Annotated in this window: 31 protein-coding genes; 26 read left to right on the top strand and 5 right to left on the bottom strand. The window is 74.2% G+C overall.

Annotation, left to right across the window (positions count from 1 at the left end; genetic code table 11):
* Positions 1 to 2: 2 nt before the first annotated feature.
* The 20 genes from I8N68_RS12405 to argH all read left to right on the top strand — a co-directional run bounded on the left by I8N68_RS12405 (position 3) and on the right by argH (position 19,635).
* Positions 3 to 1,268 (top strand): bifunctional 3,4-dihydroxy-2-butanone-4-phosphate synthase/GTP cyclohydrolase II, encoded by a 1,266-nt coding sequence (locus I8N68_RS12405; RefSeq protein ID WP_200210065.1) that lies wholly within the window; start codon positions 3 to 5, stop codon positions 1,266 to 1,268.
* Between the two features lie 2 nt (positions 1,269 to 1,270).
* Complete coding sequence (ribH, locus tag I8N68_RS12410; protein ID WP_200210066.1) at positions 1,271 to 1,771, top strand: 6,7-dimethyl-8-ribityllumazine synthase; 501 nt, start codon at positions 1,271 to 1,273, stop codon at positions 1,769 to 1,771.
* Positions 1,772 to 1,956: 185 nt separating this feature from the next.
* The gene (locus I8N68_RS12415; RefSeq protein ID WP_036375234.1) at positions 1,957 to 2,220 is read left to right on the top strand and encodes a phosphoribosyl-ATP diphosphatase; all 264 of its coding nucleotides are present in this window, start codon (positions 1,957 to 1,959) and stop codon (positions 2,218 to 2,220) included.
* Positions 2,221 to 2,266: 46 nt separating this feature from the next.
* A complete protein-coding gene (gene hisG, locus I8N68_RS12420) occupies positions 2,267 to 3,112 on the top strand; it encodes an ATP phosphoribosyltransferase (RefSeq protein WP_200210067.1) in 846 nt (281 codons plus the stop codon).
* Positions 3,109 to 4,071, top strand: a complete 963-nt coding sequence (locus tag I8N68_RS12425; RefSeq protein ID WP_200210068.1) for a DMT family transporter — start codon at positions 3,109 to 3,111, stop codon at positions 4,069 to 4,071. Before hisG ends, I8N68_RS12425 begins: the two co-directional genes overlap by 4 nt.
* The gene (locus tag I8N68_RS12430; protein ID WP_200210069.1) at positions 4,068 to 4,538 is read left to right on the top strand and encodes a PH domain-containing protein; all 471 of its coding nucleotides are present in this window, start codon (positions 4,068 to 4,070) and stop codon (positions 4,536 to 4,538) included. Before I8N68_RS12425 ends, I8N68_RS12430 begins: the two co-directional genes overlap by 4 nt.
* A 352-nt stretch (positions 4,539 to 4,890) precedes the next feature.
* Positions 4,891 to 5,541, top strand: a complete 651-nt coding sequence (gene infC, locus I8N68_RS12435) for a translation initiation factor IF-3 (protein WP_200210070.1) — start codon at positions 4,891 to 4,893, stop codon at positions 5,539 to 5,541.
* A gap of 19 nt (positions 5,542 to 5,560) precedes the next feature.
* A complete protein-coding gene (gene rpmI, locus I8N68_RS12440; RefSeq protein WP_089015061.1) occupies positions 5,561 to 5,755 on the top strand; it encodes a 50S ribosomal protein L35 in 195 nt (64 codons plus the stop codon).
* Between the two features lie 32 nt (positions 5,756 to 5,787).
* Positions 5,788 to 6,180, top strand: coding sequence for a 50S ribosomal protein L20 (gene rplT, locus I8N68_RS12445; RefSeq protein ID WP_200210071.1), 393 nt, complete (start codon positions 5,788 to 5,790; stop codon positions 6,178 to 6,180).
* Between the two features lie 29 nt (positions 6,181 to 6,209).
* On the top strand, positions 6,210 to 7,049 hold the full coding sequence (locus tag I8N68_RS12450) for a TrmH family RNA methyltransferase (RefSeq protein ID WP_200210072.1): 840 nt from the start codon (positions 6,210 to 6,212) through the stop codon (positions 7,047 to 7,049).
* Between the two features lie 212 nt (positions 7,050 to 7,261).
* Positions 7,262 to 8,335 carry a phenylalanine--tRNA ligase subunit alpha gene (pheS, locus tag I8N68_RS12455; RefSeq protein WP_200210073.1) on the top strand — a complete coding sequence of 358 codons (1,074 nt, stop codon included), beginning with the start codon at positions 7,262 to 7,264 and terminating at the stop codon, positions 8,333 to 8,335.
* Between the two features lie 39 nt (positions 8,336 to 8,374).
* Entirely contained in the window at positions 8,375 to 10,954 is a 2,580-nt protein-coding gene (pheT, locus tag I8N68_RS12460; protein ID WP_200210074.1) for a phenylalanine--tRNA ligase subunit beta, read from the top strand.
* 180 nt (positions 10,955 to 11,134) lie between these two features.
* Positions 11,135 to 12,136, top strand: a complete 1,002-nt coding sequence (gene argC, locus I8N68_RS12465) for an N-acetyl-gamma-glutamyl-phosphate reductase (RefSeq protein ID WP_200210075.1) — start codon at positions 11,135 to 11,137, stop codon at positions 12,134 to 12,136.
* A complete protein-coding gene (gene argJ, locus I8N68_RS12470) occupies positions 12,133 to 13,305 on the top strand; it encodes a bifunctional glutamate N-acetyltransferase/amino-acid acetyltransferase ArgJ (protein WP_200210076.1) in 1,173 nt (390 codons plus the stop codon). Before argC ends, argJ begins: the two co-directional genes overlap by 4 nt.
* Positions 13,302 to 14,246 carry an acetylglutamate kinase gene (gene argB, locus I8N68_RS12475; RefSeq protein ID WP_200210077.1) on the top strand — a complete coding sequence of 315 codons (945 nt, stop codon included), beginning with the start codon at positions 13,302 to 13,304 and terminating at the stop codon, positions 14,244 to 14,246. The genes argJ and argB overlap by 4 nt, the downstream gene beginning before the upstream one ends.
* Entirely contained in the window at positions 14,243 to 15,520 is a 1,278-nt protein-coding gene (locus tag I8N68_RS12480) for an acetylornithine transaminase (RefSeq protein ID WP_200210078.1), read from the top strand. The genes argB and I8N68_RS12480 overlap by 4 nt, the downstream gene beginning before the upstream one ends.
* Complete coding sequence (argF, locus tag I8N68_RS12485) at positions 15,517 to 16,443, top strand: ornithine carbamoyltransferase (RefSeq protein WP_200210079.1); 927 nt, start codon at positions 15,517 to 15,519, stop codon at positions 16,441 to 16,443. Before I8N68_RS12480 ends, argF begins: the two co-directional genes overlap by 4 nt.
* Complete coding sequence (locus I8N68_RS12490; protein WP_200210080.1) at positions 16,440 to 16,955, top strand: arginine repressor; 516 nt, start codon at positions 16,440 to 16,442, stop codon at positions 16,953 to 16,955. Before argF ends, I8N68_RS12490 begins: the two co-directional genes overlap by 4 nt.
* A complete protein-coding gene (locus tag I8N68_RS12495) occupies positions 16,952 to 18,157 on the top strand; it encodes an argininosuccinate synthase (protein ID WP_200210081.1) in 1,206 nt (401 codons plus the stop codon). The genes I8N68_RS12490 and I8N68_RS12495 overlap by 4 nt, the downstream gene beginning before the upstream one ends.
* Before the next feature lie 14 nt (positions 18,158 to 18,171).
* On the top strand, positions 18,172 to 19,635 hold the full coding sequence (gene argH / locus I8N68_RS12500) for an argininosuccinate lyase (RefSeq protein ID WP_200210115.1): 1,464 nt from the start codon (positions 18,172 to 18,174) through the stop codon (positions 19,633 to 19,635).
* A gap of 40 nt (positions 19,636 to 19,675) precedes the next feature.
* Here the strand turns inward: argH and I8N68_RS12505 are convergent, their stop codons facing one another.
* Both I8N68_RS12505 and I8N68_RS12510 read right to left on the bottom strand, forming a co-directional pair.
* Positions 19,676 to 20,029: an MmcQ/YjbR family DNA-binding protein gene (locus I8N68_RS12505; protein WP_200210082.1), complete on the bottom strand. Its 354-nt coding sequence runs from the start codon at positions 20,027 to 20,029 to the stop codon at positions 19,676 to 19,678.
* Between the two features lie 81 nt (positions 20,030 to 20,110).
* Entirely contained in the window at positions 20,111 to 20,545 is a 435-nt protein-coding gene (locus I8N68_RS12510) for a DNA-binding protein (RefSeq protein WP_234039461.1), read from the bottom strand.
* An 82-nt stretch (positions 20,546 to 20,627) separates the two neighbouring features.
* Between I8N68_RS12510 and I8N68_RS12515 the strand changes: the two genes are divergently transcribed.
* The gene (locus tag I8N68_RS12515) at positions 20,628 to 21,260 is read left to right on the top strand and encodes a DNA-3-methyladenine glycosylase (RefSeq protein ID WP_200210083.1); all 633 of its coding nucleotides are present in this window, start codon (positions 20,628 to 20,630) and stop codon (positions 21,258 to 21,260) included.
* Here the strand turns inward: I8N68_RS12515 and I8N68_RS32785 are convergent.
* Complete coding sequence (locus tag I8N68_RS32785) at positions 21,227 to 21,520, bottom strand: hypothetical protein (RefSeq protein ID WP_234039462.1); 294 nt, start codon at positions 21,518 to 21,520, stop codon at positions 21,227 to 21,229. The genes I8N68_RS12515 and I8N68_RS32785 overlap by 34 nt on opposite strands.
* 39 nt (positions 21,521 to 21,559) lie before the next feature.
* Here I8N68_RS32785 and I8N68_RS12520 point away from each other — a divergent pair, with 39 nt between their 5' ends.
* The 5 genes from I8N68_RS12520 (at position 21,560) to I8N68_RS12540 (ending at position 24,885) form a co-directional block, all read left to right on the top strand.
* Positions 21,560 to 22,219, top strand: coding sequence for a WD40/YVTN/BNR-like repeat-containing protein (locus tag I8N68_RS12520; RefSeq protein ID WP_234039463.1), 660 nt, complete (start codon positions 21,560 to 21,562; stop codon positions 22,217 to 22,219).
* Positions 22,220 to 22,495: a MoaD/ThiS family protein gene (locus I8N68_RS12525; protein ID WP_200210084.1), complete on the top strand. Its 276-nt coding sequence runs from the start codon at positions 22,220 to 22,222 to the stop codon at positions 22,493 to 22,495.
* A 69-nt stretch (positions 22,496 to 22,564) separates the two neighbouring features.
* Positions 22,565 to 22,990: a hypothetical protein gene (locus tag I8N68_RS12530; protein WP_200210085.1), complete on the top strand. Its 426-nt coding sequence runs from the start codon at positions 22,565 to 22,567 to the stop codon at positions 22,988 to 22,990.
* Between the two features lie 162 nt (positions 22,991 to 23,152).
* The gene (locus tag I8N68_RS12535) at positions 23,153 to 24,262 is read left to right on the top strand and encodes an LLM class flavin-dependent oxidoreductase (RefSeq protein WP_200210086.1); all 1,110 of its coding nucleotides are present in this window, start codon (positions 23,153 to 23,155) and stop codon (positions 24,260 to 24,262) included.
* On the top strand, positions 24,259 to 24,885 hold the full coding sequence (locus tag I8N68_RS12540; protein WP_200210087.1) for a CE1759 family FMN reductase: 627 nt from the start codon (positions 24,259 to 24,261) through the stop codon (positions 24,883 to 24,885). The genes I8N68_RS12535 and I8N68_RS12540 overlap by 4 nt, the downstream gene beginning before the upstream one ends.
* 37 nt (positions 24,886 to 24,922) lie before the next feature.
* Here I8N68_RS12540 and I8N68_RS12545 read toward each other — a convergent pair whose 3' ends face one another.
* Positions 24,923 to 25,804 carry a universal stress protein gene (locus tag I8N68_RS12545; protein WP_200210088.1) on the bottom strand — a complete coding sequence of 294 codons (882 nt, stop codon included), beginning with the start codon at positions 25,802 to 25,804 and terminating at the stop codon, positions 24,923 to 24,925.
* A 134-nt stretch (positions 25,805 to 25,938) separates the two neighbouring features.
* The gene (locus I8N68_RS12550) at positions 25,939 to 26,835 is read right to left on the bottom strand and encodes a universal stress protein (protein WP_200210089.1); all 897 of its coding nucleotides are present in this window, start codon (positions 26,833 to 26,835) and stop codon (positions 25,939 to 25,941) included.
* Between the last annotated feature and the right edge of the window lie 15 nt (positions 26,836 to 26,850).

Consider the following 26,850-nt stretch of genomic DNA (forward strand, 5'->3'; position numbering starts at 1 on the left):
GCATGAGCGCCTTTGGCAGCATCGAACAGGCGGTGGCGGACATCGCCGCCGGCCGGCCCGTCGTCGTGGTCGACGACGAGGACCGCGAGAACGAGGGCGACCTGATCTTCGCGGCCGAGCTGGCCACGCCCGAACTGGTCGCGTTCATGGTGCGCTACACCTCGGGCTACATCTGCGTGCCGCTGACCGAGAGCGAGTGCGACCGGCTGGACCTGCCGCCGATGCACCACACCAACCAGGACCGGCGGGGCACCGCGTACACGGTGACGGTGGACGCCCGGGAGGGCATCAGCACCGGCATCTCGGCCGCCGACCGCGCGCACACCATCCGGCTGCTCGCCGACGCCGCTACCGACCCGACAGACCTGGCCCGACCGGGGCATGTGGTGCCCCTGCGGGCCCGCGAGGGCGGCGTGCTGCGCCGGGCCGGGCACACCGAGGCCGCGGTCGACCTGACCCGGCTGGCCGGGCTGCGCCCGGCCGGGGTGCTCTGCGAGCTGGTCAACGACGACGGCACCATGATGCGCCTGCCGGACCTGGAGAAGTTCTCCGCCGAGCACGGGCTGACCCTGATCACCATCGCCGACCTGATCGCCTACCGGCGGCGGCACGAGAAGCAGGTCGAGCAGGTCGCCGACGCGCGGATGCCCACCCCGTACGGGGTGTTCCGGGCACTCGGCTACCGCGCCGAGCACGACCCGGCCGAGCACGTGGCGATGGTCTTCGGGGAGATCGGCGACGGGCAGGACGTGCTGGTGCGGGTGCACTCCGAATGCCTGACCGGGGACGTCTTCGGCTCGCTGCGCTGCGACTGCGGCCCGCAGTTGCAGGCCGCGCTGGCCCGGGTGGCGCAGGAGGGGCGCGGAGTGGTGCTCTACGTGCGCGGGCACGAGGGGCGGGGGATCGGCCTGCTGCACAAGCTCCAGGCGTACCAGCTCCAGGACCAGGGCCGGGACACCGTGGACGCCAACCTCGACCTCGGCCTGCCGGCCGACGCCCGGGACTACGGCACCGGCGCGCAGATCCTCTACGACCTCGGGGTGCGCTCGATGCGGCTGCTCACCAACAACCCGGCCAAGCGGGCCGGCCTGGAGGGCTACGGCCTGACCGTGAGCGGTCGTGAGGGGCTGCCGATCCGGTCGAACCCGGAGAACGTGCGATACCTGAGGACCAAGCGGGACCGGATGGGTCACCTGCTGGACGAGTTGGACGAGGTCACCGAGGCGCCGATGGGCCGCCCGGTCGACGGCGACGAGATCGGAGCGTAGACATGGCGGGTTTCGGCGAACCGGGCGTGACGGCGGTGGACGCCGCCGGGCTGACCGTCGGTGTGGTCGCCGCGCGCTGGCACGGCGACCTGACCGACCACATGGTCGACCGGGCGGTGGCGGCGGCGCAGGCGTGCGGGGCGCGGGCGGTGGTCGCCCGGGTCGCCGGCTCGGTGGAGCTGCCGGTGGTGGCCCAGGCGATGGCCCGCCGGTACGACGTGGTGGTCGCCCTCGGCGTCGTGGTCCGCGGCGCCACCGCCCACTTCGACTACGTCTGCCGTTCGGTCACCGACGGGCTCACCCGGGTGGCCCTGGACGAGGGCAAGCCGGTGGCGCACGGGGTGCTGACGGTGGAGACCATCGAGCAGGCCCGGGACCGCGCCGGCCTGCCCGGCTCGGCCGAGGACAAGGGCTGGGCGGCCACCGTGGCGGCCCTGGACGCCGCCCTGGCGATCCGCGGCCTGGCCGCCGCCAACGGCCAGCGGGTCGGCTTCGCCGGCTGATCCCACCCCTCCCGCGGCTCCGGCCGTGATCGACTCCGGTCCGCCGGCGTGGCGGTGTCCCGCGGTGCCGGGCACCGCCACGCCGGCGACCTGAAGTGGATCACGCCGCGCCGGACGGTGGGAAAGATGACGCGCCCGGACCCGGCGCGTGCCGTCGGCCGGACCGGCTGGAAGAATCGCCTGCTGTGAAGACGTTCGAGGAGTTGTTCGCCGAGCTGCAGGCCAAGGCCGCCGCCGGCACCCCGGGCTCCGGCACGGTCGCCGCGCTGGAGAAGGGGGTGCACTTCATCGGCAAGAAGGTCGTCGAGGAGGCGGCCGAGTCGTGGATGGCCGCCGAGCACGAGGGCCCCGAGCGGGCCGCCGAGGAGATCTCCCAGCTGCTCTACCAGGCCCAGGTGCTGATGCTCGCCACCGGTCTCGAGCTCAAGGACGTATACCGACATCTGTGAGTGCCGCCACCCGTTGATCAGAAGTCGATCGAAGGAGCACTCCGTCATGCTGCGTGTCGCCGTACCGAACAAGGGCACCCTGGCCGAATCGGCCGCCCAGATGCTGCGCGAGGCGGGCTACCGCCAGCGCACCGACCCGAAGGACCTGGTCTGCCGGGACGAGCCCAACGACATCGAGTTCTTCTACCTGCGTCCGAAGGACATCGCCACCTACGTCGGCTCGGGTGACCTCGACATCGGCATCACCGGCCGGGACCTGCTGATCGACTCCGGCGCACCGGCCGAGGAGGTGATGGACCTGGCGTTCGGCCGGGCCACCTTCCGCTTCGCCGCCCGCCCCGACGACGTCGACTCGGTGCAGGGGCTGGGCGGCCGCCGGATCGCCACCGCGTACCCCGGCCTGGTCGAGCGGCACCTCGGCGAGCTGGGCATCAAGGCCGACGTGATCCGGTTGGACGGCGCGGTGGAGAACGCCATCCGCCTCGGCGTGGCGGACGTGGTCGCCGACGTGGTGGAGACCGGCGCCACGCTGCGCCAGGCCGGCCTGGTGATCTTCGGCGAGCCGCTGCTGCGCTCCTCCGCGGTGCTGGTCCGCCGGGGCGACGCGCCCGGCTGCGCCCAGGCCGACCAACTGCTCCGCCGGCTGCACGGCGTGCTGGTCGCCCGGCGGTACGTGATGCTCGCCTACGACGTACCGGCCGGCCTGCTCGACCGGGCCAGCTCGCTGACCCCGGGGATCGAGTCGCCCACCGTCTCCCCGCTGCACCGGGAGGGCTGGGTCGCCGTGCAGGCGATGGTCCTGCGCGACGACGTGCACCGGATCATGGACGAGCTCTACGAGCTGGGCGCCCGTGCCATCCTGGTCACCAACATCCACGCCTGCCGGCTGTGAGGCCGCTGCCGTCCTGGGGCGCCCTCGCCCTGGTGGTGCTGGGCGGGGCGGCCTCGGCGGCCCAGGGCGTGGTCAACGCCGAGCTGGGTGAGCGGGCCGGCAGCCCGGTGCTCGGCGCGGTGGTCAACAACCTGGGCGGCAGCCTGCTCGTCCTGCTGGGGCTGCTCACCGTCGGGTCCATGCGCACCGGGCTGGCCGCCCTGCGCCGCTCCGGACTGCCCTGGTGGTCGTACCTGGGTGGGCTCGGCGGCGCGGCGATCGTGGTGATCGGCACGTACGTCGTGCCGGTGCTCGGCGTGGCGGTCTTCACGATCGCGCAGGTCGCCGGCGGCAGCGTCGGCGGGCTGGCCGTCGACCGGGCCGGCCTGGCCCCGGTGGGGCGGCTGCCGCTCACCGTGCCCCGGGTGACCGGGGCGCTGCTCGGCGTCGGCGCGGTCACCCTGGCCCAGCTCGGCCGGCCGGTCGGTGACCTGGCGGTCGGGCTGGTCCTGCTCGCGGTGGCCGGTGGCCTGGCGGTCGCCCTCCAGTCCGCGCTCAACGGGCGGGTCTCCGCCGCCGGCACCACGGCCGCCGGGATCGCGGTGAACTTCGCCGTCGGCACCCCGGTGATCCTGGCGGTGGCGGCGCTGGTCGGCGCGTTCGCCACCCGGCCCAGCTGGCCCGGGCAGTGGTGGCTCTACCTCGGCGGGTTGCTCGGCGTCGGCATCGTGCTCTCCCTGCTGATCGGGGTCCGCGCGGTCGGCGTGCTGCGGACCGGCCTGGCGCTGGTCGCCGGGCAGCTCGGCGGCGCGCTGCTGCTGGACGTGCTGCTGCCCGGCGGGGCCGGCGCGCGGCTGCCGGTGCTGGCCGGCGCGGCGCTCACCCTGGTCGCGGTCGTGGTGGCCGGCGCCCGCCGGCGCTCGACGATCCGTGTGGCGCCGGACCGCGCTCCCGAGCCGGATGGCAAACTGGTGGGGTGAGCGATTCCCTGGTGACGGTGCGGCCACGGCGTATCCGGCTGGTCTGCTGGGCGTCGGCCGCCGCCCTGGTGGTGGTGTTCAGCCTGGTCGCGACCTCGCTGACGGGCCGGACCGGCGACGGCTACGGCAGCTTCCAGCGCGGCGACCAGCTCGCCATGGTCGGCCTGGGCGTCCTCGGCGCGCTCGGCATCCTGCTCTTCACCCGCCCCCGGGTGATCGCCGACGCCCGGGGCGTGCGGGTGCGCAACGTGATCGGCTCGTACGAGCTGCCCTGGGAGGTCGTCCGCGGCGTCCGCTTCGACCGGGGCGCCCCGTGGGCGAGCCTGGAGCTGCACGACGACGACCTGCTGCCGATGGTCGCCCTTCAAGCGGCCGACAAGGAGTTCGCGGTCGAGGGCGTGCGCGCGCTGCGCCGGCTGCACCAGGCCCACCTCGCCGCCCTCGCCGGCGACCCCGCCGCCCACTGATCCCGTCCGCGCCACAACCACGCTGAGCTGGGCGCCCGGTTTGGGGATGGTCGCGGCGGGGGTGTAGTGTTGGCGAGTCGACCAGACTGGCCCCGTTCCGACGTGTGGGCAGTCCTGAAGCGGAGCGCCTGCTCCCACCCGAGTCGCCCCTGAAGGTGGCCGGGTCCCGGTCCCCGGTTCCGGGCACGTCCCGGTTCCGGATGCGCGATCATGTGATCGTGCCGACCGGTCGAGCGGGCCCTGGCATGCGCCGGGGCCTTCTGCTTTCCGGGTCGGCTCCCGCCCGGGAGCCCGCGGAGTCGGCACCGCAGGAGACTCGACTCGAGGAGGCCCCATCAGCGTCGAACCACGCGTGAACGAACAGATCCGGGCACGTGAGGTCCGACTGGTCGGCCCTGAGGGTGAGCAGGTGGGCATCGTCCCGCTGGAGCGCGCCCTGCAGCTGGCCGCGGACGTCGACCTGGACCTGGTCGAGGTTGCGCCGATGGCGCGCCCGCCGGTGTGCAAGCTCATGGACTTCGGCAAGTTCAAGTACGAGAGCGCACTGAAGGCGCGCGAAGCGCGGCGTAACCAGCAGCAGACCGTCATCAAGGAGATGAAGCTCCGGCCGAAGATCGACCCGCACGACTACGAGACCAAGAAGGGTCACGTGGTGCGGTTCCTCAAGGCGGGCGACAAGGTCAAGGTGACGATCATGTTCCGCGGTCGCGAGCAGAGCCGCCCGGAGCTGGGTTACCGGCTCCTGCGCCGGCTCGAGTCCGAGATCACGGACCTGGGATACGTCGAGGCCGCGCCGAAGCAGGACGGTCGAAACATGATCATGGTTCTCGCCCCGCACCGGGCCGTGAAGGCCTCCGCGGTCGCCGCCACGGCGTCCCGCGGTGGACCTCGGGAACGGGCCGGGGAGGAGGCCGGTGCTCCGGAGGCCGGCGAGACCCCGGAGGCCGGCGAGACCGCCGCAGCCGGCGAGACCGGCCCGACCGCTGACACCAGCGGCCAGTAACAGGGAGAAGACGTTCCACATGCCGAAGATGAAGAGCCACACGGGTACGGGCAAGCGGGTCAAGGTGACCGGCCGGGGCAAGATCGTTGCCCAGCAGGCCGGCCTCCGCCACAAGCTGGAGAAGAAGTCCTCCACCCACACCCGGCGGCTGACCGGCACGGTCGAGCTGGCCAAGGCCGACGTCAAGCGAATCAAGAAGCTGCTCGGCCGCTGACGCGCGCCACCTGAACCGAAGAAGGAGTTGAGATGGCACGCGTCAAGCGGGCTGTGAACGCCCACAAGAAGCGTCGTACCGTGCTGGAGACCGCGAGTGGTTACCGCGGTCAGCGCTCCCGGCTGTACCGCAAGGCCAAGGAGCAGATGCTGCACTCGATGCAGTACGCCTACCGGGACCGTCGCGACCGCAAGGGCGACTTCCGGCAGCTCTGGATCCAGCGCATCAACGCTGGCGCCCGGGCCAACGGCATGACCTACAACCGGCTGATCCAGGGCCTGCGCCTGGCCGGCATCGAGGTCGACCGCAAGATCCTGGCCGACATGGCCGTCAACGACGCCGCGTCGTTCGCCGCGATCGTCGAGCTGGCCCGCGCCGCCGTGACGGCCGAGGGCACCGGTGGCGCCGCGGCCCAGGCCGCCTGATCCACCCACAGCAGATCGAGGCGTCTCCCATGCAGTCACCATCGCGCGGGAGGCGCCTCGACGCTGTCTCCGGCCCGTTCACCCCGCGTACCCCCAGGGTGGTCGCCGCCCGCCGGCTCCAGCGCCGGCGGGACCGCGAGGCCACCGGCCGGTTCCTGGCCGAGGGCCCGCAGGCCGTCCGCGAGGCCCTGGCCCGTCCGGGGACGGTCACCGAGCTGTTCGGTACGCCGGCCGCCCTGGACCGGTACGTCGACCTCGCGGCGCAGGCCGCCCGGGCCGACGTACCGGTCTCCGAGGTGACCGACGACGGGCTCGCCGCGCTCGCCGAGACCGTCGCACCGCAGGGTCTGGTCGCCGTCTGCCGGCACCTGGACGTATCCCTGGAGGTCGCGCTCGGGCGGGGCCCCCGCCTGGTCGCGGTGCTCGCCGAGATCCGCGACCCGGGCAACGCCGGCACGGTGCTGCGCACCGCCGACGCGGCCGGCGCGGGTGTGGTGATCTTCGCCGGCGAGGCGGTCGACCCGTACAACGGCAAGTGCGTGCGGTCCTCGGCCGGCAGCCTCTTCCACGTCGACGTGGTCCGCGCCCCCGACCCGCTCGACGTGGTGGCGGCCCTGCGGGCCGCCGGGCTCACCGTCCTCGCGACGACCGGGTACGGCGACAGCGACCTCGACGACCTCATCGACTACGGGCGGCTCGCGGCCCCCACCGCCTGGGTCTTCGGCTCCGAGGCGCACGGGCTGCCCGAGGAGCTGACCGCGGCCGCCGACGCCCGGGTCCGGGTGCCGCTGCACGGGCGCGCCGAGAGCCTGAACCTGGCTGCGGCCGCCGCCGTCTGCCTGTACGCTTCAGCCAGAGCGCTGCGCTGACCGACGTCGCGCAGACACAGCACAGGGGAGTAGTCCGGATGATGAACGCGCCACGGCGTTCGTTTAGCCAGCCCGCCGGTGTCGGCGGGCGGCGGGCCTGACCTTCCTCCTGCGCGTACTCCCACCGGCGGGCTGCGGCACAGCCGCGCGTCCGTAGACTCGCCTAGCCACCCGTGAGGGTCGGCGCCGCCGTGAGGGAGTGCCCGTACGCCATGAGCTACCGCAACGATCCGTACGACCCGAAGCAGGTCGCCCTGCTCGATCCGGACGCCCTGGCCGGGGCCGTGGCCGACGCCGAGAAGGCGTTCGCCGCGGCCGCCGACCCGGACGCGTTGACCGCGCTGCGCCCCGCGCACCTCGGTGACCGGTCCCCGGTCTCGCTGGCGCGTCGGGAGATCGGCGCGTTGCCGCCGGCCGCCAAGTCCGACGCCGGCAAGCGGGTCAACGAGGCCCGCCGCGCCATCGAGGCCGCCTACGCCGCCCGCCAGGAGACCCTGGAGCGCGAGCAGGCCGAGCGGGTGCTGGTCGAGGAGCGGGTCGACGTGACCCTGCCGTACGACCGCCGCCCGCGCGGCGCCCGGCACCCGCTGAGCACCCTGATGGAGACGATCAGTGACTTCTTCGTCGGGATGGGCTACGAGGTGGCCGAGGGGCCCGAGGTCGAGCTGGAGTGGACGAACTTCGACGCGCTGAACATTCCCGCCGACCACCCGGCGCGCGGTCTGATGGACACGTTCCACATCGCACCGCCGGCCGGAGCCGACAACTCGGGCCTGGTGCTGCGCACGCACACCTCGCCGGTGCAGGCGCGCACGATGCTCACCCGCAAGCCGCCGATCTACGTCATCGTGCCCGGCCGGGCCTACCGCACCGACGAGCTGGACGCCACCCACGCGCCGGTCTTCCACCAGGTGGAGGGCCTCGTGGTGGACAAGGGCATCACCATGGCGCACCTGCACGGCACCCTGGACCACTTCGCCCGGGCGATGTTCGGGCCGGAGGCGAAGACCCGGTGGCGGCCGCACTACTTCCCGTTCACCGAGCCATCGGCCGAGTTCGACGTCTGGTTTCCGGAGCACCGCAGGGGGCCGCAGTGGGTCGAGTGGGGCGGCTGCGGCATGGTCAACCCGCGGGTGCTGCGCGCCTGCGGCATCGACCCGGAGGTCTACTCCGGATTCGCCTTCGGCATGGGCATCGACCGCACGGTGATGTTCCGGCACGGGGTCAGTGACATGCGGGACATGGTCGAGGGGGACGTGCGGTTCACCCGTGCGTTCGGGGCGTAGACGATGCGGGCACGAGTTACGGAGACGGTGGTCTGAGTCATGCGAGTTTCTGTCAGTTGGCTGCGGGAGTACGTCGACCTCCCCGCCGACCTGCCCACCGGCGACCTGGAGCAGGCGCTGGTCGACCTCGGCATCGAGGTCGAGTCCATCGTGGACCTGCGGGAGACCGTCACCGGTCCGCTGGTCGTCGGTGAGGTCCTCGAGATCGAGGAACTGACCGGCTTCAAGAAGCCGATCCGGTTCTGTCGGGTCGACGTCGGCGCCGCCAACGGCACCGGCGAGCCGCAGGAGATCGTCTGCGGGGCGACCAACTTCGCCCCCGGCGACCGGGTCGTGGTGATCCTCCCCGGCGGTGTGCTGCCCGGGAACTTCGCCATCGGGGCGCGCAAGACGTACGGGCGCAACTCCAACGGCATGATCTGCTCGGCGAAGGAGCTGGGCCTGGGCGACGACCACTCGGGCATCATCGTGCTGCCGGAGGACTCCCCGGCCAAGCCCGGTGACGACGCCCGCCCGGTGGTCGGCCTCGACGACGTCGTGGTCGAGATGGAGATCACCCCGGACCGTGGGTACGCGCTCAGCGTCCGCGGCATCGCCCGCGAGCTGTCGCACGCCCTGGGCGTGCCGTTCCGCGACCCGGCCGCCGCCCCGGCCCCGGGTGCCACCGCCGAGCCGGCGTACCCGGTCGAGGTGCGGGACACCGTCGGCTGCGACCGGTTCGCCGCCCGGATGGTCCGCGGGGTCGACCCGACCGCGCAGACGCCCGGCTGGATGGCGCGGCGGCTCACCGTGGCCGGCATCCGCAGCATCTCGCTGCCGGTGGACATCACCAACTACCTGATGCTCGAACTCGGCCAGCCGATGCACGCCTTCGACGCCGACCGGATCAGCGGCCCGCTGGTGGTCCGCCGCGCCGCGCCGGGGGAGAAGCTGACCACCCTGGACGGGGTCACCCGCACCCTGGTCGCCGAGGACATGGTGATCTGCGACGCTGGGCTGCCCAACGCCCTCGCGGGCGAGGGCGCCGGGGTCCCGATCTCGCTCGCCGCGGTGATGGGCGGCGAGACCAGCGAGGTGGTCGCCGCCACCACCGACGTGCTCTTCGAGGCCGCGCACTGGGACCCGGCCATGGTCGGCCGGACCGCCCGCCGGCACAAGCTGTTCAGCGAGGCGGCGAAGCGCTGGGAGCGGGGCGTCGACCCCGCCCTGCCGCTGGTCGCCCTGGAGCGGGCGGTGCGGCTGCTCACCGAGCACGCCGGCGGCACGGTAGGCGCGGAGATCCTGGACATCGACCACGTCCGGCCGCGTACCCCGGTCACCCTGCCGGCGGACCTGCCGTCCCGGCGGATCGGGGTCAGCTACTCGCCGGAGCGGGTGGTCGAGCTGCTGGAGCAGGTCGGCTGCACGGTCACCCGGGGGGCCGACCGGCTGGGCGAGGACCCGGGCGCGGTGGGCGTGGCCGCCGGGACCGGTGACGTGCTCACCGTGACCCCGCCGACCTGGCGGCCCGACCTCACCGACCCGGCCGACCTGGTCGAGGAGGTCGTCCGCCTCGACGGCTACGACCGGGTGCCCTCGGTGCTGCCGACCGCGCCCGCCGGCCGCGGCCTCACCTGGCAGCAGCAGCGCCGCCGGGCCGTCGCCCGGTCGCTCGCCGAGCGCGGGTACGTCGAGGTCCTCGCCCACCCGTTCGTCTCCGCCGAGCTCGCCGACCAGCTCGGCCTGCCCGCCGGCGACCCGCGCCGGGCGGCGGTGCGGGTGGCCAACCCGCTGTCCGAGGAGGAGCCGCTGCTGCGCACCACGCTGCTCGGCCCGCTGCTCGGCATCCTCAAGCGCAACATCGGCCGGGGCCAGCGCGACGTGGCGATCTACGAGATCGGCGCGGTCTTCCACCCGCGTCCCGGCGCCGGCGCCCCGCCGGCCATGGGGGTGGACCGCCGCCCGACCGACGAGGAGTTCGCCCTCGCCGACGCGGTGGTGCCGGACCAGCCGCGGCACGTCGCCGTGGCGCTGGCCGGCGAGCTGGAGCCGGCCGGCTGGTGGGGCGCCGGCCGCGCGGCCGGCTGGGCGGACGCGGTGGAGGCCGGCCGCGCCGTGCTCGCCGCCGCCGGCGTCCCGGCTGACCGGGTGGACGTCCGCGCCGCCGAGCGCGCCCCCTGGCACCCCGGCCGCTGCGCCGAGCTGCTGGTGGACGGCACGGCGGTCGGGTACGCGGGCGAACTGCACCCGGCCGTGGTGGCGACGCTGGAGCTGCCCCGCCGGACCAGCGTCATGGAGCTCGACCTGGACGCGCTGCCCGCCGCGCCGCCGGTGACCGGACCGGCCATCTCCACCTTCCCGCCGGCGCTGATCGACGTGGCGCTGGTGGTGGACGAGACGGTCCCCGCCGCCGAGGTGCAGCGGGCCCTCACCGAGGGCGCCGGCGAGCTGCTGGAGGGCGTCCGGCTCTTCGACGTGTACGCCTCCGCGCAGCTGGGCGCCGGCCGCAAGTCGCTGGCGTACAAGCTGACCTTCCGCGCCCCGGACCGGACGCTGACCGTCGAGGAGGCGGTGGCGGCCCGGGACGCGGCGGTCGCCGAGGCGGCCCGCCGCTTCGGCGCCACCCTGCGCGGCGCCTGACCGCGAGGTTCCTCGGGGATCCGCGTCCCATCCGCGCCGAACGGCCCGTGTCGCTTTCCGCGACACGGGCCGTTCGCGTGAGCGGGGACACGAATTTCATGCCCATGCAGTCCACTGAATGAACTTGCAGGGGTCGAAGAGACCCGGTAACCTTCTCTGCATAGTCATGCGGAGGTGAGTATGGGTATCCGAGTCGCGGTCGCCGGGGCCAGCGGCTACGCCGGGGGCGAGCTGCTGCGCCTGGTCGCCGGGCACCCGGAGTTCGACCTGGTCACCGCCACCGCCCACGCGCAGGCCAGCCGGCCCGTCGCCGCCGTACACCCGCAGCTCGCGGGCCTCGACCTGACGCTCGGGGCGACCGACCCGGCCACCCTGGCCGACGCGGACCTGGTCTTCCTGGCGCTGCCGCACGGCGAGTCGGCGGCCCTGGCCGCGGCCCTGCCGGAGACCGTCCGGGTGGTCGAACTCGGCGCCGACCACCGGCTGCGCGACGCCGGCGCCTGGGCCCGCTACTACGGCGGCGCGCACGCCGGCACCTGGACCTACGGCCTGCCCGAACTGCCCGGGCAGCGGGCCGCGATCGCGGCCGCGACCCGGGTCGCCAACACCGGCTGCTACGCGGTCGCGACCATCCTGGCCCTCGCCCCGCTGATCGCCGCGGGCGCGGTCCACCCCGCCGACGTGGTGGTGGTCGCCGCCTCCGGAACCTCCGGCGCCGGCCGGTCCGCCAAGGCCCACCTGCTCGGCAGCGAGGTGATGGGGGACCTGTCGCCCTACAAGGTCGGCACCCACCAGCACGTGCCGGAGATCAAGCAGGCCACCGGCGCGACCAGCCTCTCCTTCACCCCGGTGCTCGCGCCGATGCCGCGCGGCATCCTCGCCACGGTCACCGCCGTGCCCACCGGCGCGGCCGACCCGCGCGAGGTCCTCAACGCGGCGTACGCGGACGCACCCTTCGTGCACGTGCTGCCCGAGGGGGCCTGGCCGCACACGGCCGCCACCGCCGGCGCGAACTCCTGCCACCTCCAGGCCACGGTCGACGTCGACTCCGGCCGGGTGATCGTGGTCAGCGCCATCGACAACCTCGGCAAGGGCGCCGCCGGCCAGGCCGTGCAGAACGCCAACCTGATGCTCGGCCTCCCCGAGACCACCGGCCTCTCGACCTTTGGAGTCGCGCCATGAGCGTCACCGCCCCCCGGGGCTTCCGGGCGGCCGGCGTCGCCGCCGGCCTCAAGGCCAGCGGCGCCGCCGACATCGCGCTCGTCGTCAACGACGGCCCCGACGCCGGGGTTGCCGGCGTCTTCACCGCCAACCGGGTCAAGGCCGCGCCGGTGCTCTGGACCCAGCAGGTGGTCCGGGGTGGCGTGGTGCGCGCCGTGGTGCTCAACTCCGGCGGCGCGAACGCCTGCACCGGCCCGGCCGGCTTCTCCGACACCCACGCCACCGCCGAGCACACCGCCGCCGCGCTCACCGCCAGCAGCCCCCGGCGACTGCTCGGCGCCGGCGAGGTCGCGGTCTGTTCCACCGGCCTGATCGGCGAGCGGCTGCCGATGCCGAAGCTGCTGCCCGGCGTGCGTACCGCCATCCGCGGGCTGGCCCGCGACGGCGGCGCGGCGGCCGCCGAGGCCATCATGACCACCGACACCCGGCCGAAGACCACCGTCGCGAACGGCAGCGGCTGGACCGTCGGCGGCATGGCCAAGGGCGCCGGCATGCTCGCCCCCGCCATGGCCACCATGCTCTGCGTGCTCACCACCGACGCGGTGGCCGGGCCGGACACCCTCGACGCCGCGCTGCGCGCCGCCACCCGGGTCACCTTCGACCGGATCGACTCCGACGGCTGCATGTCCACCAACGACACCGTGCTGCTGCTGGCCAGCGGCGCGTCCGGCATCGGACCGACCGAGGCCGAGCTGACCGCGCTGGTCACCGCCGCCTGCCACGACCTGGCCCAGCAGCTCATCGCCGACGCCGAGGGCGCCACCAAGCAGATCGCGATCGACGTGGTCGGCGCCGCGAGCGAGGACGACGCGGTCGAGGTCGGCCGGTCGGTGGCGCGCAACAACCTGGTCAAGACCGCGCTCTTCGGCAACGACCCGAACTGGGGCCGGATCCTCGCCGCCGTCGGCACCACCTCGGCCGCGTTCGAGCCGGACGGCGTGGACGTGGCGGTCAACGGGATCTGGGTGTGCCGCGCCGGCGCCGCCGCCGAGGACCGCTCCAAGGTCGACCTCACCGGGCGGGACGTCACCATCCGGATCGACCTGCACGCCGGCGACGCGACGGCGACGATCTGGACCAATGACCTGTCGCACGCCTACGTCCACGAGAACTCGGCGTACTCCACATGAGCCTCTCCGCGGACCTCACCCGGGCCCAGGCCAAGGCCGAGACGCTGATCGAGGCGCTGCCCTGGCTGGCGAACTTCTCCGGGGCGACCGTCGTGGTCAAGTACGGTGGCAACGCCATGGTCGACCCGGCCCTCCAGCGCGCCTTCGCCGCCGACATGGTCTTCCTCCGGTACGCCGGCCTCAAGCCGGTCGTGGTGCACGGCGGCGGGCCGCAGATCTCCGCGATGCTCGGCCGGCTCGGCATCGCCAGCGAGTTCAAGGGCGGCCTGCGGGTCACCACCGCCGAGGCGATGGACGTCGTCCGGATGGTGCTGGTCGGCCAGGTCGGCCGGGAACTGGTCGGCCTGATCAACGCGTACGGCCCGTTCGCCGTCGGCCTCTCCGGCGAGGACGCCGGTCTCTTCACCGCCGTGCGCCGCCCGGCGTACGTGGACGGGGAGCCGGTCGACGTCGGGCAGGTCGGCGACGTCGAGTCGGTGGACGTCTCGGCGGTGGCCGACCTGATCGCGGCCGGCCGGATCCCGGTGATCTCCACCGTGGCGCCGGACATCGACGGGGTGCTGCACAACCTCAACGCGGACACCGCCGCCGCCGCCCTCGCGATCGCCCTCGACGCCCGCAAGCTGGTCGTCCTCACCGACGTCCCCGGCCTGTACGCGGACTGGCCGGACACCGGCAGCCTGGTCAGCGAGATCAGCACCGACGACCTGGCGAAGCTGCTGCCGTTCCTGGAGTCGGGCATGGTCCCGAAGATGGAGGCCTGTCTGCGGGCGGTGCGCGGGGGAGTGCCCGCCGCGCACGTCGTCGACGGCCGGGTCGCCCACTCCACGCTGCTGGAAGTCTTCACCTCGGAAGGATTCGGCACGATGGTCGTGCGCGCGAGGAGTGAGCTGGCGAGCCCCCCAGTCGCGAACAAGGAAGGCGTCGTGAGCGCGTCATGAGCACCCTGGTCGAGCGCTGGAACTCGTCCATGATGGACAACTACGGGACCCCACCGCTGGCGCTGGTCTCCGGCTCGGGCGCGGTGGTCACCGACGAGACCGGCCGAGAGTACGTCGACCTGCTCGGCGGCATCGCGGTCAACGCCCTCGGTCACGGCCACCCGGCCGTGGTGGCCGCCGTCGCCAAGCAGGTCGCCACCCTCGGGCACGTCTCCAACCTCTTCGTCGCCGAGCCGCCCGTCGCGCTGGCCGAGCTGCTGCTGGCCCTGGCCGGGCGGCCCGGGCGGGTCTTCCTCGCCAACTCCGGCGCAGAGGCCAACGAGGCCGCGTTCAAGCTCTCCCGGCTCACCGGCCGCAGCCAGGTGGTGGCGGCCCAGGGCGGCTTCCACGGCCGCACCATGGGCGCCCTGGCGCTCACCGGTCAGCCGGCCAAGGCCGACCCGTTCCGCCCGCTGCCCGGCGACGTCATGCACGTCCCGTACGGCGACGTGGCGGCGCTGGAGGCGGCCGTCACGGACGCGACCGCCATGGTGATCCTGGAGCCGATCCAGGGGGAGAACGGCATCGTCGTCCCGCCCGCCGGCTACCTGGCGGCGGCCCGGCGGATCACCGCCCGGCACGGCGCGCTGCTGGCGCTCGACGAGGTGCAGACCGGCGTCGGCCGCACCGGCCACTGGTTCGCCCACCAGGCCGAGGGCGTCGAGCCGGACCTCGTCACCCTGGCCAAGGGCCTCGGCGGTGGCCTGCCGATCGGCGCCTGCCTGGCCTTCGGCCCGGCCGCCGACCTGCTCGGCCCCGGCTCGCACGGCACCACCTTCGGCGGCAACCCGGTGAGCTGCGCCGCCGCCCTCGCGGTGATCTCCACCATCGCCGGCGAGGGACTGCTCGACCACGTCAAGCGGGTCGGCGAGCGACTGCGCCGGGGCATCGAGGCGTTGGGCCACCCGCTCGTCGCCGAGGTGCGCGGCGCGGGGCTGCTGCTCGGCATCGTGCTCACCGACCCGGTCGCCGGCCCGGTGGCGGCGGCGCTGCGCGACGCCGGATTCCTGGTGAACCCGGTGCAGGCGGGCGTGGTCCGGCTCGCCCCGCCGCTGATCCTCACCGCCGCCCAGGCCGACGCCTTCCTGGCCGCACTCCCCGCCGCCCTCGACGCCGCCCGGACCGCGGCCGCCGCCCCAGATCTTGGCGGGAAGCGGCTCCCGGTTGGGCCGGACTTCTCCCAGATCTCCACGCCGACGCCGACCACCGCGACCACGACGGAGGCCACCGCATGATCCGGCACTTCCTGCGGGACGACGACCTGAGCCCGGCCGAGCAGGCCACCGTGCTGGAGCTGGCGGCCCGGATGAAGGCCGAGCGGTTCGCGTTCCAGCCCCTCGCGGGGCCGCGCTCGGTGGCGGTGCTGTTCGACAAGCAGAGCCTGCGCACCCGGATCTCGTTCGACGTGGGCATCGCCGAACTCGGCGGTCACCCGCTCGTGGTGGACACCCAGGTCACCCACTTCGGCCGCGGCGAGACCCTGGCCGACGCCGGCCGGGTGCTCTCCCGGTACGTGGCCGCGATCGTGTTGCGCACCCACGGCGACGAGCGGATCGCCGAGGTGGCCGCGCACGCCACCGTCCCGGTGGTCAACGCATTGACCGACGACTACCACCCCTGCCAGCTCCTCGCGGACCTGCTCACCGTCCGCGAGCGGTTCGGCGCGGTGGCCGGGCGGACGCTGGCGTACGTCGGGGACGCGGGAAACAACATGGCGCGCTCGTACCTGCTGGCCGGCGCCACTGCCGGCATGCACGTCCGGATCGCCGGGCCGGTCGGCTTCCAGCCCGACGCCGAGGTGGTGAGCCGGGCGGAGAAGATCGCCGGCGGCACCGGGGGCTCCGTCCGGGTGCTCACCGACCCGGTCGAGGCGGTCCGCGGCGCCGACGTGGTGTCTACCGACACCCGGACCTCGATGGGCCAGGAGGACGACGGGTTGGACCGGATCACCCCGTTCCTGCCGTACCAGGTCAACGACGAACTGCTCGGCCACGCGGCCTCGGACGCAATCGTGCTGCACTGCCTGCCCGCGCACCGCGGCGAGGAGATCACCGACGAGGTGCTCGACGGGCCGCGCAGCGCGGTCTTCGACCAGGCGGAGAATCGCCTGCACGCCCAGAAGGCGCTGCTGACGTATCTCCTGGAGGCCTCCTCATGACCGCCCCGCTGACCCGTACCGCCCGGCACGCCCGCATCGTCGAGCTGATCCGCGAAGAGGCGATCCATTCGCAGACCGAGCTGGCCGAACGGCTCGCCGGCGACGGCATCCAGGTCACCCAGGCCACCCTCTCCCGGGACCTCAAGGAGCTGGGGGCGGTCACCGCGCGCGGCGGCGACGGGCGGGGGGTCTACCTGATCCCCGAGGACGGCCACCGGCCGCTGCGCGACGCCGAGGCCGCCCCGGCCCGGCTCGTCCGGCTGCTGCGCGAGCTGCTCAACGGGGTCGACTCCAGCGGCAACATCGCCGTGCTGCGTACCCCGCCGGGCGCAGCCCAATACCTGGCCAGCGCGTTGGACCGAGCGGGCCTGCCCGAGATCGTCGGCACCATCGCCGGCGACGACACCATCCTCGTCGTGGCCCGCGAGGCCGTCGGCGGGGCCGCGCTCGGCGACAAGCTCGCCGGCTGGGCCCGCCGGGAAGACACCGTTGAAGGGAGCACCACACCATGACCGAGCGGGTCGTTCTGGCGTACTCCGGGGGTCTCGACACCTCCGTCGCCATTCCCTACCTGGCCGAGGAAACCGGCGCCGAGGTGATCGCGGTGGCGGTCGACGTCGGGCAGGGCGGCGAGGACCTGAACGCCATCCGGCAGCGCGCCCTGGACTGCGGCGCCGTCGAGTCCGAGGTGGTCGACGCGCGCGACGAGTTCGCCGCCGACTACTGCCTGCCGGCGATCCGGGCCAACGCCCTCTACATGGACCGCTACCCGCTGGTCTCCGCGCTGTCCCGGCCGCTGATCGTCAAGCACCTGGTCGCCGCGGCCCGAAAGCACGGCGGCACCATCGTGTCGCACGGCTGCACCGGGAAGGGCAACGACCAGGTCCGCTTCGAGGTCGGTCTGGGCGCACTCGCCCCCGACCTGCAGATCGTGGCCCCGGCTCGGGACTTCGCCTGGAGCCGGGACAAGGCCATCGCGTTCGCCGAGGAGAAGGGCCTGCCGATCGACGTGTCGGCCAAGTCGCCGTACTCCATCGACCAGAACCTGTGGGGCCGCGCGGTGGAGACCGGCTTCCTGGAGGACATCTGGAACGGCCCCATCGAGGACCTGTACTCGTACACGTCCGACCCGGCCCAGGAGCGCGACGCCGACGAGGTCGTGATCACCTTCGACGCCGGCAACCCGGTCGCCATCGACGGCGAGACCGTCACCCCGTACCAGGCGATCCTGGAGCTGAACCGGCGCGCCGGCGCCCAGGGCGTCGGCCGGCTCGACATGGTCGAGGACCGCCTGGTCGGCATCAAGAGCCGCGAGGTGTACGAGGCGCCCGGCGCGATCGCGCTGATCACCGCCCACCAGGAGCTGGAGGCGGTCACCATCGAGCGGGACCTGGCCCGGTTCAAGCGCGGCGTCGACCAGCGCTGGGGCGAGCTGGTCTACGACGGCCTCTGGTTCTCGCCGCTGAAGAACTCCCTCGACGCGTTCATCGCCGACGCCCAGCAGCACGTCTCCGGCGAGGTGCGGCTCATCCTGCACGGCGGCCGGGCCACCGTCACCGGGCGGCGCTCCGACGCCAGCCTGTACGACTTCGGCATGGCCACCTACGACACCGGCGACACCTTCGACCAGTCCCTGGCCAAGGGCTTCGTGCAGCTCTGGGGCCTGCCGAGCAAGATGGCCGCCGCGCGGGACGCCCGGTTGGGTGGCCACTGATCGTGGGCACCACAATGGGCGGGGTGGACGACAAGAGCCTGACCGAGAACAGCGCCGCCACCAACCGGACGAGCCTGTGGGGCGGCCGGTTCGCCGGCGGCCCCGCCGAGGCCCTCGCGCGGCTGTCGGTGAGCGTGCAGTTCGACTGGCGCCTCGCCCCGTACGACATCGCCGGCTCCCGGGCGCACGCCCGGGTGCTCGCCGGCGCCGGCCTGCTCGACCCGGACGAGCTGGGCCGGATCCTGGCCGCGCTGGACGACCTGGAGGCGGCCTGCGCCTCCGGGCAGTTCCGCCCGACCGTCGACGACGAGGACGTGCACACCGCCCTGGAACGCGGCCTGCTGGAGCGGCTCGGCAGCCTCGGCGGCAAGCTGCGCGCCGGCCGGTCCCGCAACGACCAGGTCGCCACCGACCTGCGGCTCTACCTGCGCGACCACGCCCGGGGCGTGGCCGCCCGGCTGGTCGAGCTGGCCGAGGCCCTGGTCGAGCAGGCCGAGCGGCACGTGGCCACCGCCGCGCCCGGGATGACCCACCTCCAGCACGCCCAGCCGGTCACCTTCGGGCACTGGCTGCTCGCCCACGTGCAGCCGCTGCTGCGTGACCTGGAACGGCTGCGCGACTGGGACCACCGGGCCGCGGTCAGCCCGCTCGGCGCGGGGGCGCTGGCCGGTTCCGGCCTGCCGCTGGACCCGCTGGCCGTCGCCAAGGAGTTGGGCTTCCGCACGTCCTTCGCCAACTCGATGGACGCCGTCGCCGACCGGGACTTCGTGGCCGAGTTCCTGTTCACCACCGCGCTGATCGGGGTGCATCTGTCCCGGCTCGGCGAGGAGGTGGTGCTCTGGACGTCGCACGAGTTCGGCTGGGTCGAGCTGGACGACGCCTTCGCCACCGGCTCGTCGATCATGCCGCAGAAGAAGAACGCGGACATCGCCGAGCTGGCCCGGGGCAAGTCCGGCCGCCTGGTCGGCGGGCTGATGACCGTGCTCACCATGCTCAAGGGCCTGCCGATGACCTACGACCGGGACATGCAGGAGGACAAGGAGCCGGCCTTCGACGCGGTCGACACCCTGGAGCTGCTGCTGCCGGCCCTCGCCGGGATGATCTCCACGATGACCGTGCGGGTCGACCGCCTGGTGGCCGCCGCGCCGGTCGGTTTCTCGCTCGCCACCGAGGTGGCCGACTGGCTGGTCCGCAAGGGCGTGCCGTTCCGCGACGCGCACGAGATCACCGGGAAGCTGGTGGCGCTCTGCGTGGCCCGGGACTGCGCCCTGGACGAGGTCTCCGACGCCGACCTGGCGACGGTGAGCGAGCACCTCGACCCCTCTGTGCGCGACGTTCTCTCCGTCCGCTCCGCGCTCGCCGCGCGCACCACGCCCGGCTCCACCGGGCCGGGCCCGGTCGCCGACCAGCTCGCCGCCGCCGCGGACAGGCTCGCCGGCTGGCGGGAGTGGGCGGCCGAGTCGGTCGTGCCGCGCTGACGCCGCCGGGTCGGCGCGGGTGGACCCACCCCGCCGGCCCTCAGGCCGTCGGTCGCTCGCGCTTCGGCAGCTTCGCCACCACCGCGTCGTACGACCCGTCGACGGCGTCGGTGAGCTCCTCGTCTCCGATCCCGCCGTCCAGGCGCAGCGTGTTCCATCCGGACCGCCCGATGTACGGTGACGCCGTTGCATCGTCCGGGAACCGGTGCAGCCACTCGTCGGCGACGTCCCGGTCGGGGCCACACTTCACGCCCACCCGCGGCTGCCCGTCAGGCGAGCCGAGGAACGCGAAGATCCGGCTGCCCACCTTCACCACCTCGTCGCCCTCCCAGGGGCGGTCCAGCCAGGCGCCCGGCTTGGCCAGGCAGTACGCCAGCATCTCCTCGCGCGTCATCGTGTCCTCCCGTGACGATTGCCCGGCCAGTCTCGCCCGAGGCTGCGACCAGTCCACACCCGACCCGGTCGGTGGGCCGATTCAGTCGCCGGTGCCGGTGCGTACGGTCAGCCGCTCGTAGCGCTGCCGGGCCGCCTGGGCGCTGCCCAACCCCAGGCCGAACGCGATCGCCTGCCAGGTCAGCCCCCGACCCCGGGCGACCTGCAACAACCCGGCCTCCAGGGCGTCGACCTCGGCGCGCACGTGCGGGATGAGGGTCAGCGCGGCCATCAGGTCGGCCTGGTCGACCGGCTCCTCGCCCGGCGCCAGCTCGGCTCCGCCCGCGAGGGCCATCACCAGCGTCGCCGCCTCATAGGCGTCCGGGACGTCGGGGTGGGCGTACCGACGGCGACGGGCGTCCGTCCCGGCGTGCCGCTCGGCGATCCGCAGCAGCGCCGCGTAGTTGCGGTGTGCCCGGGCCTGGGCAGCATCCGGAGCGGTGAACGGATCGTTGTCCAGCGTGACCATGTCGTACATCAGACGCCTTTGAACGATGCTTTGTCAACACCCTGTTGAAAGCGAATCGCGTTCGGTTCGGCGGGCCGGCTAGGGTCGGGACATGACCCAGCCGCCCGCGACCGGTGCCGACCTGGCCGGCCTCGTCGATCTGCTTACCGGCCCGGTGGTGCCCGCCGCGCGGGGCCTGCTCGGCTGCCGGCTCGCCGCGGGCGGGGTCACCGTCCGGATCACCGAGGTCGAGGCGTACGCCGGCACGGCCGGAGACCCCGCCTCCCACGCGTACCGGGGGCGCACCCCGCGCAACGCCGTGATGTTCGGTCCGGCGGGACACGCCTACGTCTACTTCACCTACGGCATGCACTGGTGCATGAACGTGGTCACCGGCCCGGACGGGGAGGCGGCGGCGGTGCTGCTGCGCGCCGGCGAGGTGGTCGACGGGCTCGACGCGGCCCGGGCGCGGCGTCCGGCCGTACGCCGGGACGTGGACCTGGGCCGCGGGCCGGCGCGGCTCTGCGCGACGCTCGGCATCGACCGCACGGCCTACGGCGTCGACCTGCTCGGCGACGGTCCGGCCCGGCTGCGCCCCGCGGACGCGCCCGTGCCCGACGCGCTGATCGAGGCCGGCCCCCGGGTCGGCGTGACCGGGGCGCACGACCTGCCCTGGCGGTTCTGGATCGCCGGCGACCCCACCGTGAGCGCCTACCGGCGGCACGTTCCCCGCACCCGACGCTGACCGACCTCGCCCGGCACCCCCCGGCTGCTGGCCGGCATGACCAGCTCGCACTTCGGGCCGAGCGTGGCGACCAGCGACGACCTGGGCGCCTCCTGGCAGGAGCCGGACCAGGCGCCGGTGGCCTTCCCGACCGACACCGGCGCCACCCTCGGCCGGGTCTGGCAGCTGACCCCGGCCGGCGCCGACCAGCCGGACGTGGTCTGGGCCGGCACCGAGCCGTCCGCGCTGTTCCGCTCCGCCGACGGCGGGCGCAGCTTCACCCTGGTCCGGGCGCTCTGGGACCACCCGCACCGGGAGCGGTGGGAGGCGGGCTTCGGCGGCCAGGCCATCCACAGCGTGCTGCCGCACCCGCGGGACCCGGCCCGGATGGCGGTGGCGACGTCCACCGGCGGGTCTACCGCACCGAGGACGCCGGGGCGAGCTGGACGCCGGGCAACACCGGCATCCGGGCGTACTTCCTGCCCGACGAGTGGCCCGAGTTCGGGCAGTGCGTTCACAAGATCGCCCGCGACGCCGGCAACCCCGAGCGGCTCTACGCGCAGAACCACCACGGTGTCTACCGCTCCGACGACGACGGGCGCACCTGGACGTCCATCGCCGGCGGCCTGCCCAGCGACTTCGGCTTCCCGATGGTCGCCCACCCGTCCCGCCCGGGGGTGATCTACGCCTTCCCGCTGATCGCCGACGGGCAGCGCTACCCGGTCGACCACCGCTGCCGGGTCTACCGTTCCACGGACGCCGGCGACAAGTGGGAGCCGCTGTCGGTCGGCCTCCCCGAGGGACCCTTCCACCCGTCCGTGCTACGCGACGCGATGTGCGCCGACGACGCCGACCCGGCCGGGGTCTACTTCGGCACCCGGTCCGGCGAGGTCTACGCCAGCCGCGACGAGGGGAATTCCTGGTCGCTGGTCGCCGCCCACCTGCCCGACGTGCTCTGCGTCCGCGCCGCGGAGGTCTGAGTGGTCACTGTGCTGCTGCTGGGCCCGCTGCGCGGCGGGGCCGGCGGCGCGAGCCGGCTCACCGTCGCCGCCACCGGCACCCTCCGCGCCGTCCTCGACGAGCTGGGTGGGACGTGGCCGTGGCTGGCCCGGCGGATCCGCGACGAGCGGGGCGAGCTGCGCCGGTACGTCAACGTATACGTCGACGGCGAGGACTGCCGGCACGTCGGCGGCCTGGAGACCCCGGTCGGTGACGGCGCCGAGGTGCAGGTGCTCCCCTCGGTGGCCGGCGGCTGACGAGCGGGCCGCGCGTCCGGTCTCGATCCGCTAGGGTCGGCGGCTCCGGCGGCGAGGGGAGCGGGCACGGTGACGTCGTACGAGTGGGGTCGGCTGATCGGGCGACTGATGTGTCAGTTCATCACGGTGGCCCTGATCGTCGGGGCGATCGTGTTCGCCGCGGTCCGGCAGCGACGCCGGCGCCGCCCGCCCGGCCCGTACCACCCGTCGCAGGGCTGGCAGCAGCCGTATCCCGGCCCGCCGCAGCAGAGTTGGCCGCAGCCCAACCCGGGCCCCGGTTGGCAGCAGCCGCACCCGCAGCAGGGTTGGCCGCAGCAGCCGCATCCGGGCCAGCCGTACGGCGGCCCGCCTCAGCCGTACCCCGGTCCCCAGCCGCCGTACCCCGCTCCCCAGCCGCCGTACCCCGCTCCCCAGCCGCCGTACCCCGGTCCCCAGCCGCCGTACCCCGGTCCCCAGCCGCCGTACCGCGGTCCCCAGCCGCCCCGGGCTGAATGAGGCTGACATCCCCGTCAGGTACGGCCGGCGTATCCGCACTCAGCCCAGGGGTGAACCGGGCCACCCGCAGGTAGGTCCGCGGCGGAATAGTTGCTTCGTCAAATATGTTGTGCGGTGCGACCCGGGCCACGGCGGTCCGGGCGGTCACGCGAGGAGCCGGTCATGCAGTTCGGAGTCTTCACCGTCGGCGACGTCACGGTCGACCCGACCACCGGACGGCCGCCGTCCGAGCATGAGCGGATCAAGGCGATGGTGGCCATCGCGCTCAAGGCCGAGGAGGTCGGGCTCGACGTCTTCGCCACCGGCGAGCACCACAACCCGCCGTTCGTCCCCTCGTCGCCGACCACCCTGCTCGGCTACATCGCGGCCCGCACCGAGCGGCTGCTGCTGTCCACCTCGACCACGCTGATCACCACCAACGACCCGGTGAAGATCGCCGAGGACTACGCCATGCTCCAGCACCTGGCCGACGGCCGCGTCGACCTGATCATGGGACGCGGCAACACCGGCCCGGTCTACCCGTGGTTCGGCCAGGACATCCGCAACGGCATTCCGCTCGCCATCGAGAACTACGACCTGCTGCGCCGGCTCTGGCGCGAGGACGTGGTCGACTGGGAGGGCAAGTTCCGTACCCCGCTGCAGTCGTTCACCTCGACGCCTCGGCCGCTGGATGGCGTGCCGCCGTTCGTCTGGCACGGCTCCATCCGCAGCCCCGAGATCGCCGAGCAGGCCGCGTACTACGGCGACGGCTTCTTCGCCAACCACATCTTCTGGCCCAAGGAGCACACCCAGCGGATGGTCGGCCTCTACCGGCAGCGTTACGCCCACTACGGCCACGGCTCGCCCGAGCAGGCCATCGTCGGGCTCGGGGGCCAGGTCTTCATGCGGCGCAACTCGCAGGACGCGGTGCGCGAGTTCCGGCCGTACTTCGACAACGCCCCGGTCTACGGGCACGGCCCGTCGCTGGAGGAGTTCACCCGGGAGACGCCGCTGACCGTCGGCAGCCCGCAGCAGGTCATCGACCGTACGCTCGGCTTCCGCGAGTACGTCGGCGACTACCAGCGGCAGCTCTTCCTGATGGACCACGCCGGACTGCCGTTGAAGACCGTCCTCGAGCAGCTCGACCTGCTCGGCGAGGAGGTCGTCCCGGTGCTGCGCAAGGAGTTCGACTCGCTGCGTCCCGCCCACGTCCCCGCGGCGCCCACCCACGCCGCGCTGGTCGCGGCCCGGGACGCGGCGGCGGACCTCGCCAGTGCGGAGGGCGGCCGATGACCCGGCGCACCCTGGCCGTGGTCTCGGCCGGCCTCGGCCAGCCCTCCTCGACCCGCCTGCTCGCCGACCAGCTCGCCGCGGCCGCCCGCGACGAGCTGGCGGCGCGCGGCGCCGAGGTCGAGATCCGCCCGATCCAGCTGCGCGAGCACGCCCACGACGTGGTGAACCACCTGCTGACCGGCTTTCCCTCCGCCGCGCTGCGGGAGGTGCTGGACACGGTGGCCGGCGCGGACGGGATCGTCGCGGTCACGCCGATCTTCAACGCCTCGTACAACGGGCTGTTCAAGTCCTTCTTCGACGTGGTGGACGCCGACGCCCTGGCCGGCCGGCCGGTGCTGATCGCCGCCACCGGCGGCACCGCCCGGCACTCGCTGGCCCTGGAGCACGCGGTCCGGCCGATGTTCGCCTACCTGCGGGCGCCCGTCGTGCCGACGGCCGTCTTCGCCGCGCCGGAGGACTGGGCCGGCGGCGGTGCCGACACGGCGCTGCGCGCCCGCATCCGGCGGGCCGGCGGCGAGCTCGCCGAGCAGGTCGACCGGCGCCCCGCCGCGGCGGGCCCGGCCGACCCGTTCGCCCTCACCACCAACTTCGAGGAGCTGCTCGCCGGCCGCGACCCGGCCTGAGTCGGCCGCCCGGGTCCGCCGCGTGCTGCGCGTGGACTCAGGCGGCCGGCTCGTACGGGTGGGCGATCAGGACCGGGCAGTGGGCGTGCTGGACCAGCGCCTGGCTCACCGAGCCGAGCAGCAGTCCGGCGAAGCCGCCCCGGCCCCGGGAGCCGACCACCACCAGCGCCGCCTCCCCGCTCGCCTCGATCAGCGCCTGCGCCGGCTTTGCCGCCCGGACCGGGCGCTCGGTCACGGGGAGCCCGGGATGGTCGGCCCGCACCCGGCCGGCGGCACCGGTCAGCAGCTCGGCCGACCCGGCCTCCTCGGCCACCCCGGACTCCGCCACCCCCTCGGGCCCGCCCCCGGCCCGGTCGGTCGGGCGGACGTGCATCAGGACCAGCGGGCTGCCCCGGCGTTCCGCCTCGTCGGCGGCCTGCCGCACGGCGAGCGCCGCCGACTCCGAGCCGTCCACGCCGACCACCACCGGCCCGTGCACCGGGATCGGCTCCTCGGCCGGGCGTACCACCAGGACCGGGCAGTGCCCGTGCTGGGCGAGCTGGCCGCTGACGGAACCCAGCAGCAGGCCGGCGAAGCCGCCGTGGCCCCGGCTGCCGACCACCACCAGCTCCGCCCGGCGGGACTCCTCGACCAGCGCGGCCCCCGCCCCGCCGGCCACCTGGCGGACCTCCGTCCGCAGCCCCGGATGATGCCCGGTCAGCTCCGCCGCCACCTGCGCCAGCATCTTCTGCGCCTCCTCGGTCGGCGCCGGCACCCCGAGGTCGTACGGGTTGAGCGGCACGCCGTAACCGAGCGGGTGCAGGTACCCGTGCACCAGGTGCAGCGGCCGGGACCGCTGGACCGCCGTCCGCGCCGCGTGCTCCGCGGCGACCAGGCTGGACGGTGATCCGTCGACGCCCACCACGACAGGTCGGTTCATCAGCGCCCCCTTCAGGTCGATCAGGTCATTGTCGAGGTACCCGCCCTCGCCGGTCCGCATTTGCCTCGGGAGGTTCCCGACAGCCGTCCGCGCCGCCCGGGGGAATGGCCGACGCGGACGGCGTGCCCGGTGGTTTACGAGGCGTCGCCGCCCCTGCGGTGCCGGACGATGGCCAGCGGACTGCGCGCGTGGTGCAGCACCGCGTGGCTGACCGAGCCGAGCAGCAGCCCGCGGAAGGCGCCCCGGCCGTGCGCGCCGACCACGGTCAACTGCGCGTTCGTCGACTCCTCCACTAGCGCCCGGGCCGGGGTGGCGGCGACCAGCCGGTGGCGTACCGGCACCTCCGGGTAACGCTCGGTCCAGCCCGCCAGCGACTCGGCGAGCACCCGCTCCTCCTCGGCGGCGAGTTCCTCGGCGTCGTACACCAGCGGCACGATGTCGCCGGGGCCGGCCGGCCGCGGGTACCGCCAGGCGTGTACGGCCACCAGGGACGTGCCGCGCTGCGCGGCCTCGGCGAAGGCGAAGCCGATCGCCTCGTCCGACAGGGCGGAGCCGTCCACCCCGACGACCACCGGGCCGTCCGCGCGCGGTTCGCCGCGCACCACCAGCACCGGGCAATCGGCTCGGGCGGAAAGGTGCACCGCCACCGAACCGACCAGCAGATCGGCGAATCCGCCGAGGCCACGGTGGCCGAGCACGAGCAGCGCCCCGTCCCGGCTCTCCCGCACTAGCACCGGCGCGGCGGCGCCGTCGACCACGTGCCCGGTCACCGCGAGCTCCGCCGAGACCTTGCGGGCCTCGTCGACCGCCTCGCGGACCAGCTTCTCCGCCTCCTGCCGCAGCCCGGCGTCGGGCGGGGCAGCGGGCACCGGGCCGTGCGAGGCGGCGTACAGCGGCCAGATGAAGGCGTGCACCACCCGCAGCGGCCGGTGCCGGGCCGCCGCCTCCCGCGCGGCCACCCGGACCGCGTCCAGAGCTGTGGGGGAACCGTCCACGCCCACCACGACGGGGGCACCGGATCTGTCGGTCATCACGTCCTCCTTCGT

This window comes from Micromonospora coerulea (assembly GCF_016598485.1).
Classification (GTDB): Bacteria; Actinomycetota; Actinomycetes; order Mycobacteriales; family Micromonosporaceae; genus Micromonospora; species Micromonospora coerulea.

Excerpts from the sequence above, each read along its gene's own strand:
- I8N68_RS12545 (WP_200210088.1), bottom strand. The coding sequence starts at position 25,804 with ATGAACCGACCTGTCGTGGTGGGCGTCGACGGATCACCGTCCAGCCTG.
- I8N68_RS12480 (WP_200210078.1), top strand. The coding sequence starts at position 14,243 with ATGAGCACCCTGGTCGAGCGCTGGAACTCGTCCATGATGGACAACTAC.
- I8N68_RS12535 (WP_200210086.1), top strand. The coding sequence starts at position 23,153 with ATGCAGTTCGGAGTCTTCACCGTCGGCGACGTCACGGTCGACCCGACC.
- argB (WP_200210077.1), top strand. The coding sequence starts at position 13,302 with ATGAGCCTCTCCGCGGACCTCACCCGGGCCCAGGCCAAGGCCGAGACG.
- rplT (WP_200210071.1), top strand. The coding sequence starts at position 5,788 with ATGGCACGCGTCAAGCGGGCTGTGAACGCCCACAAGAAGCGTCGTACC.
- I8N68_RS12495 (WP_200210081.1), top strand. The coding sequence starts at position 16,952 with ATGACCGAGCGGGTCGTTCTGGCGTACTCCGGGGGTCTCGACACCTCC.
- pheS (WP_200210073.1), top strand. The coding sequence starts at position 7,262 with ATGAGCTACCGCAACGATCCGTACGACCCGAAGCAGGTCGCCCTGCTC.
- argH (WP_200210115.1), top strand. The coding sequence starts at position 18,172 with ATGGGCGGGGTGGACGACAAGAGCCTGACCGAGAACAGCGCCGCCACC.
- I8N68_RS12490 (WP_200210080.1), top strand. The coding sequence starts at position 16,440 with ATGACCGCCCCGCTGACCCGTACCGCCCGGCACGCCCGCATCGTCGAG.
- hisG (WP_200210067.1), top strand. The coding sequence starts at position 2,267 with ATGCTGCGTGTCGCCGTACCGAACAAGGGCACCCTGGCCGAATCGGCC.
- argC (WP_200210075.1), top strand. The coding sequence starts at position 11,135 with ATGGGTATCCGAGTCGCGGTCGCCGGGGCCAGCGGCTACGCCGGGGGC.
- pheT (WP_200210074.1), top strand. The coding sequence starts at position 8,375 with ATGCGAGTTTCTGTCAGTTGGCTGCGGGAGTACGTCGACCTCCCCGCC.
- I8N68_RS12450 (WP_200210072.1), top strand. The coding sequence starts at position 6,210 with ATGCAGTCACCATCGCGCGGGAGGCGCCTCGACGCTGTCTCCGGCCCG.
- I8N68_RS12515 (WP_200210083.1), top strand. The coding sequence starts at position 20,628 with ATGACCCAGCCGCCCGCGACCGGTGCCGACCTGGCCGGCCTCGTCGAT.
- ribH (WP_200210066.1), top strand. The coding sequence starts at position 1,271 with ATGGCGGGTTTCGGCGAACCGGGCGTGACGGCGGTGGACGCCGCCGGG.
- I8N68_RS12405 (WP_200210065.1), top strand. The coding sequence starts at position 3 with ATGAGCGCCTTTGGCAGCATCGAACAGGCGGTGGCGGACATCGCCGCC.
- rpmI (WP_089015061.1), top strand. The coding sequence starts at position 5,561 with ATGCCGAAGATGAAGAGCCACACGGGTACGGGCAAGCGGGTCAAGGTG.
- argF (WP_200210079.1), top strand. The coding sequence starts at position 15,517 with ATGATCCGGCACTTCCTGCGGGACGACGACCTGAGCCCGGCCGAGCAG.
- argJ (WP_200210076.1), top strand. The coding sequence starts at position 12,133 with ATGAGCGTCACCGCCCCCCGGGGCTTCCGGGCGGCCGGCGTCGCCGCC.
- I8N68_RS12505 (WP_200210082.1), bottom strand. The coding sequence starts at position 20,029 with ATGACGCGCGAGGAGATGCTGGCGTACTGCCTGGCCAAGCCGGGCGCC.
- I8N68_RS12540 (WP_200210087.1), top strand. The coding sequence starts at position 24,259 with ATGACCCGGCGCACCCTGGCCGTGGTCTCGGCCGGCCTCGGCCAGCCC.
- I8N68_RS12510 (WP_234039461.1), bottom strand. The coding sequence starts at position 20,545 with ATGTACGACATGGTCACGCTGGACAACGATCCGTTCACCGCTCCGGAT.
- I8N68_RS12550 (WP_200210089.1), bottom strand. The coding sequence starts at position 26,835 with ATGACCGACAGATCCGGTGCCCCCGTCGTGGTGGGCGTGGACGGTTCC.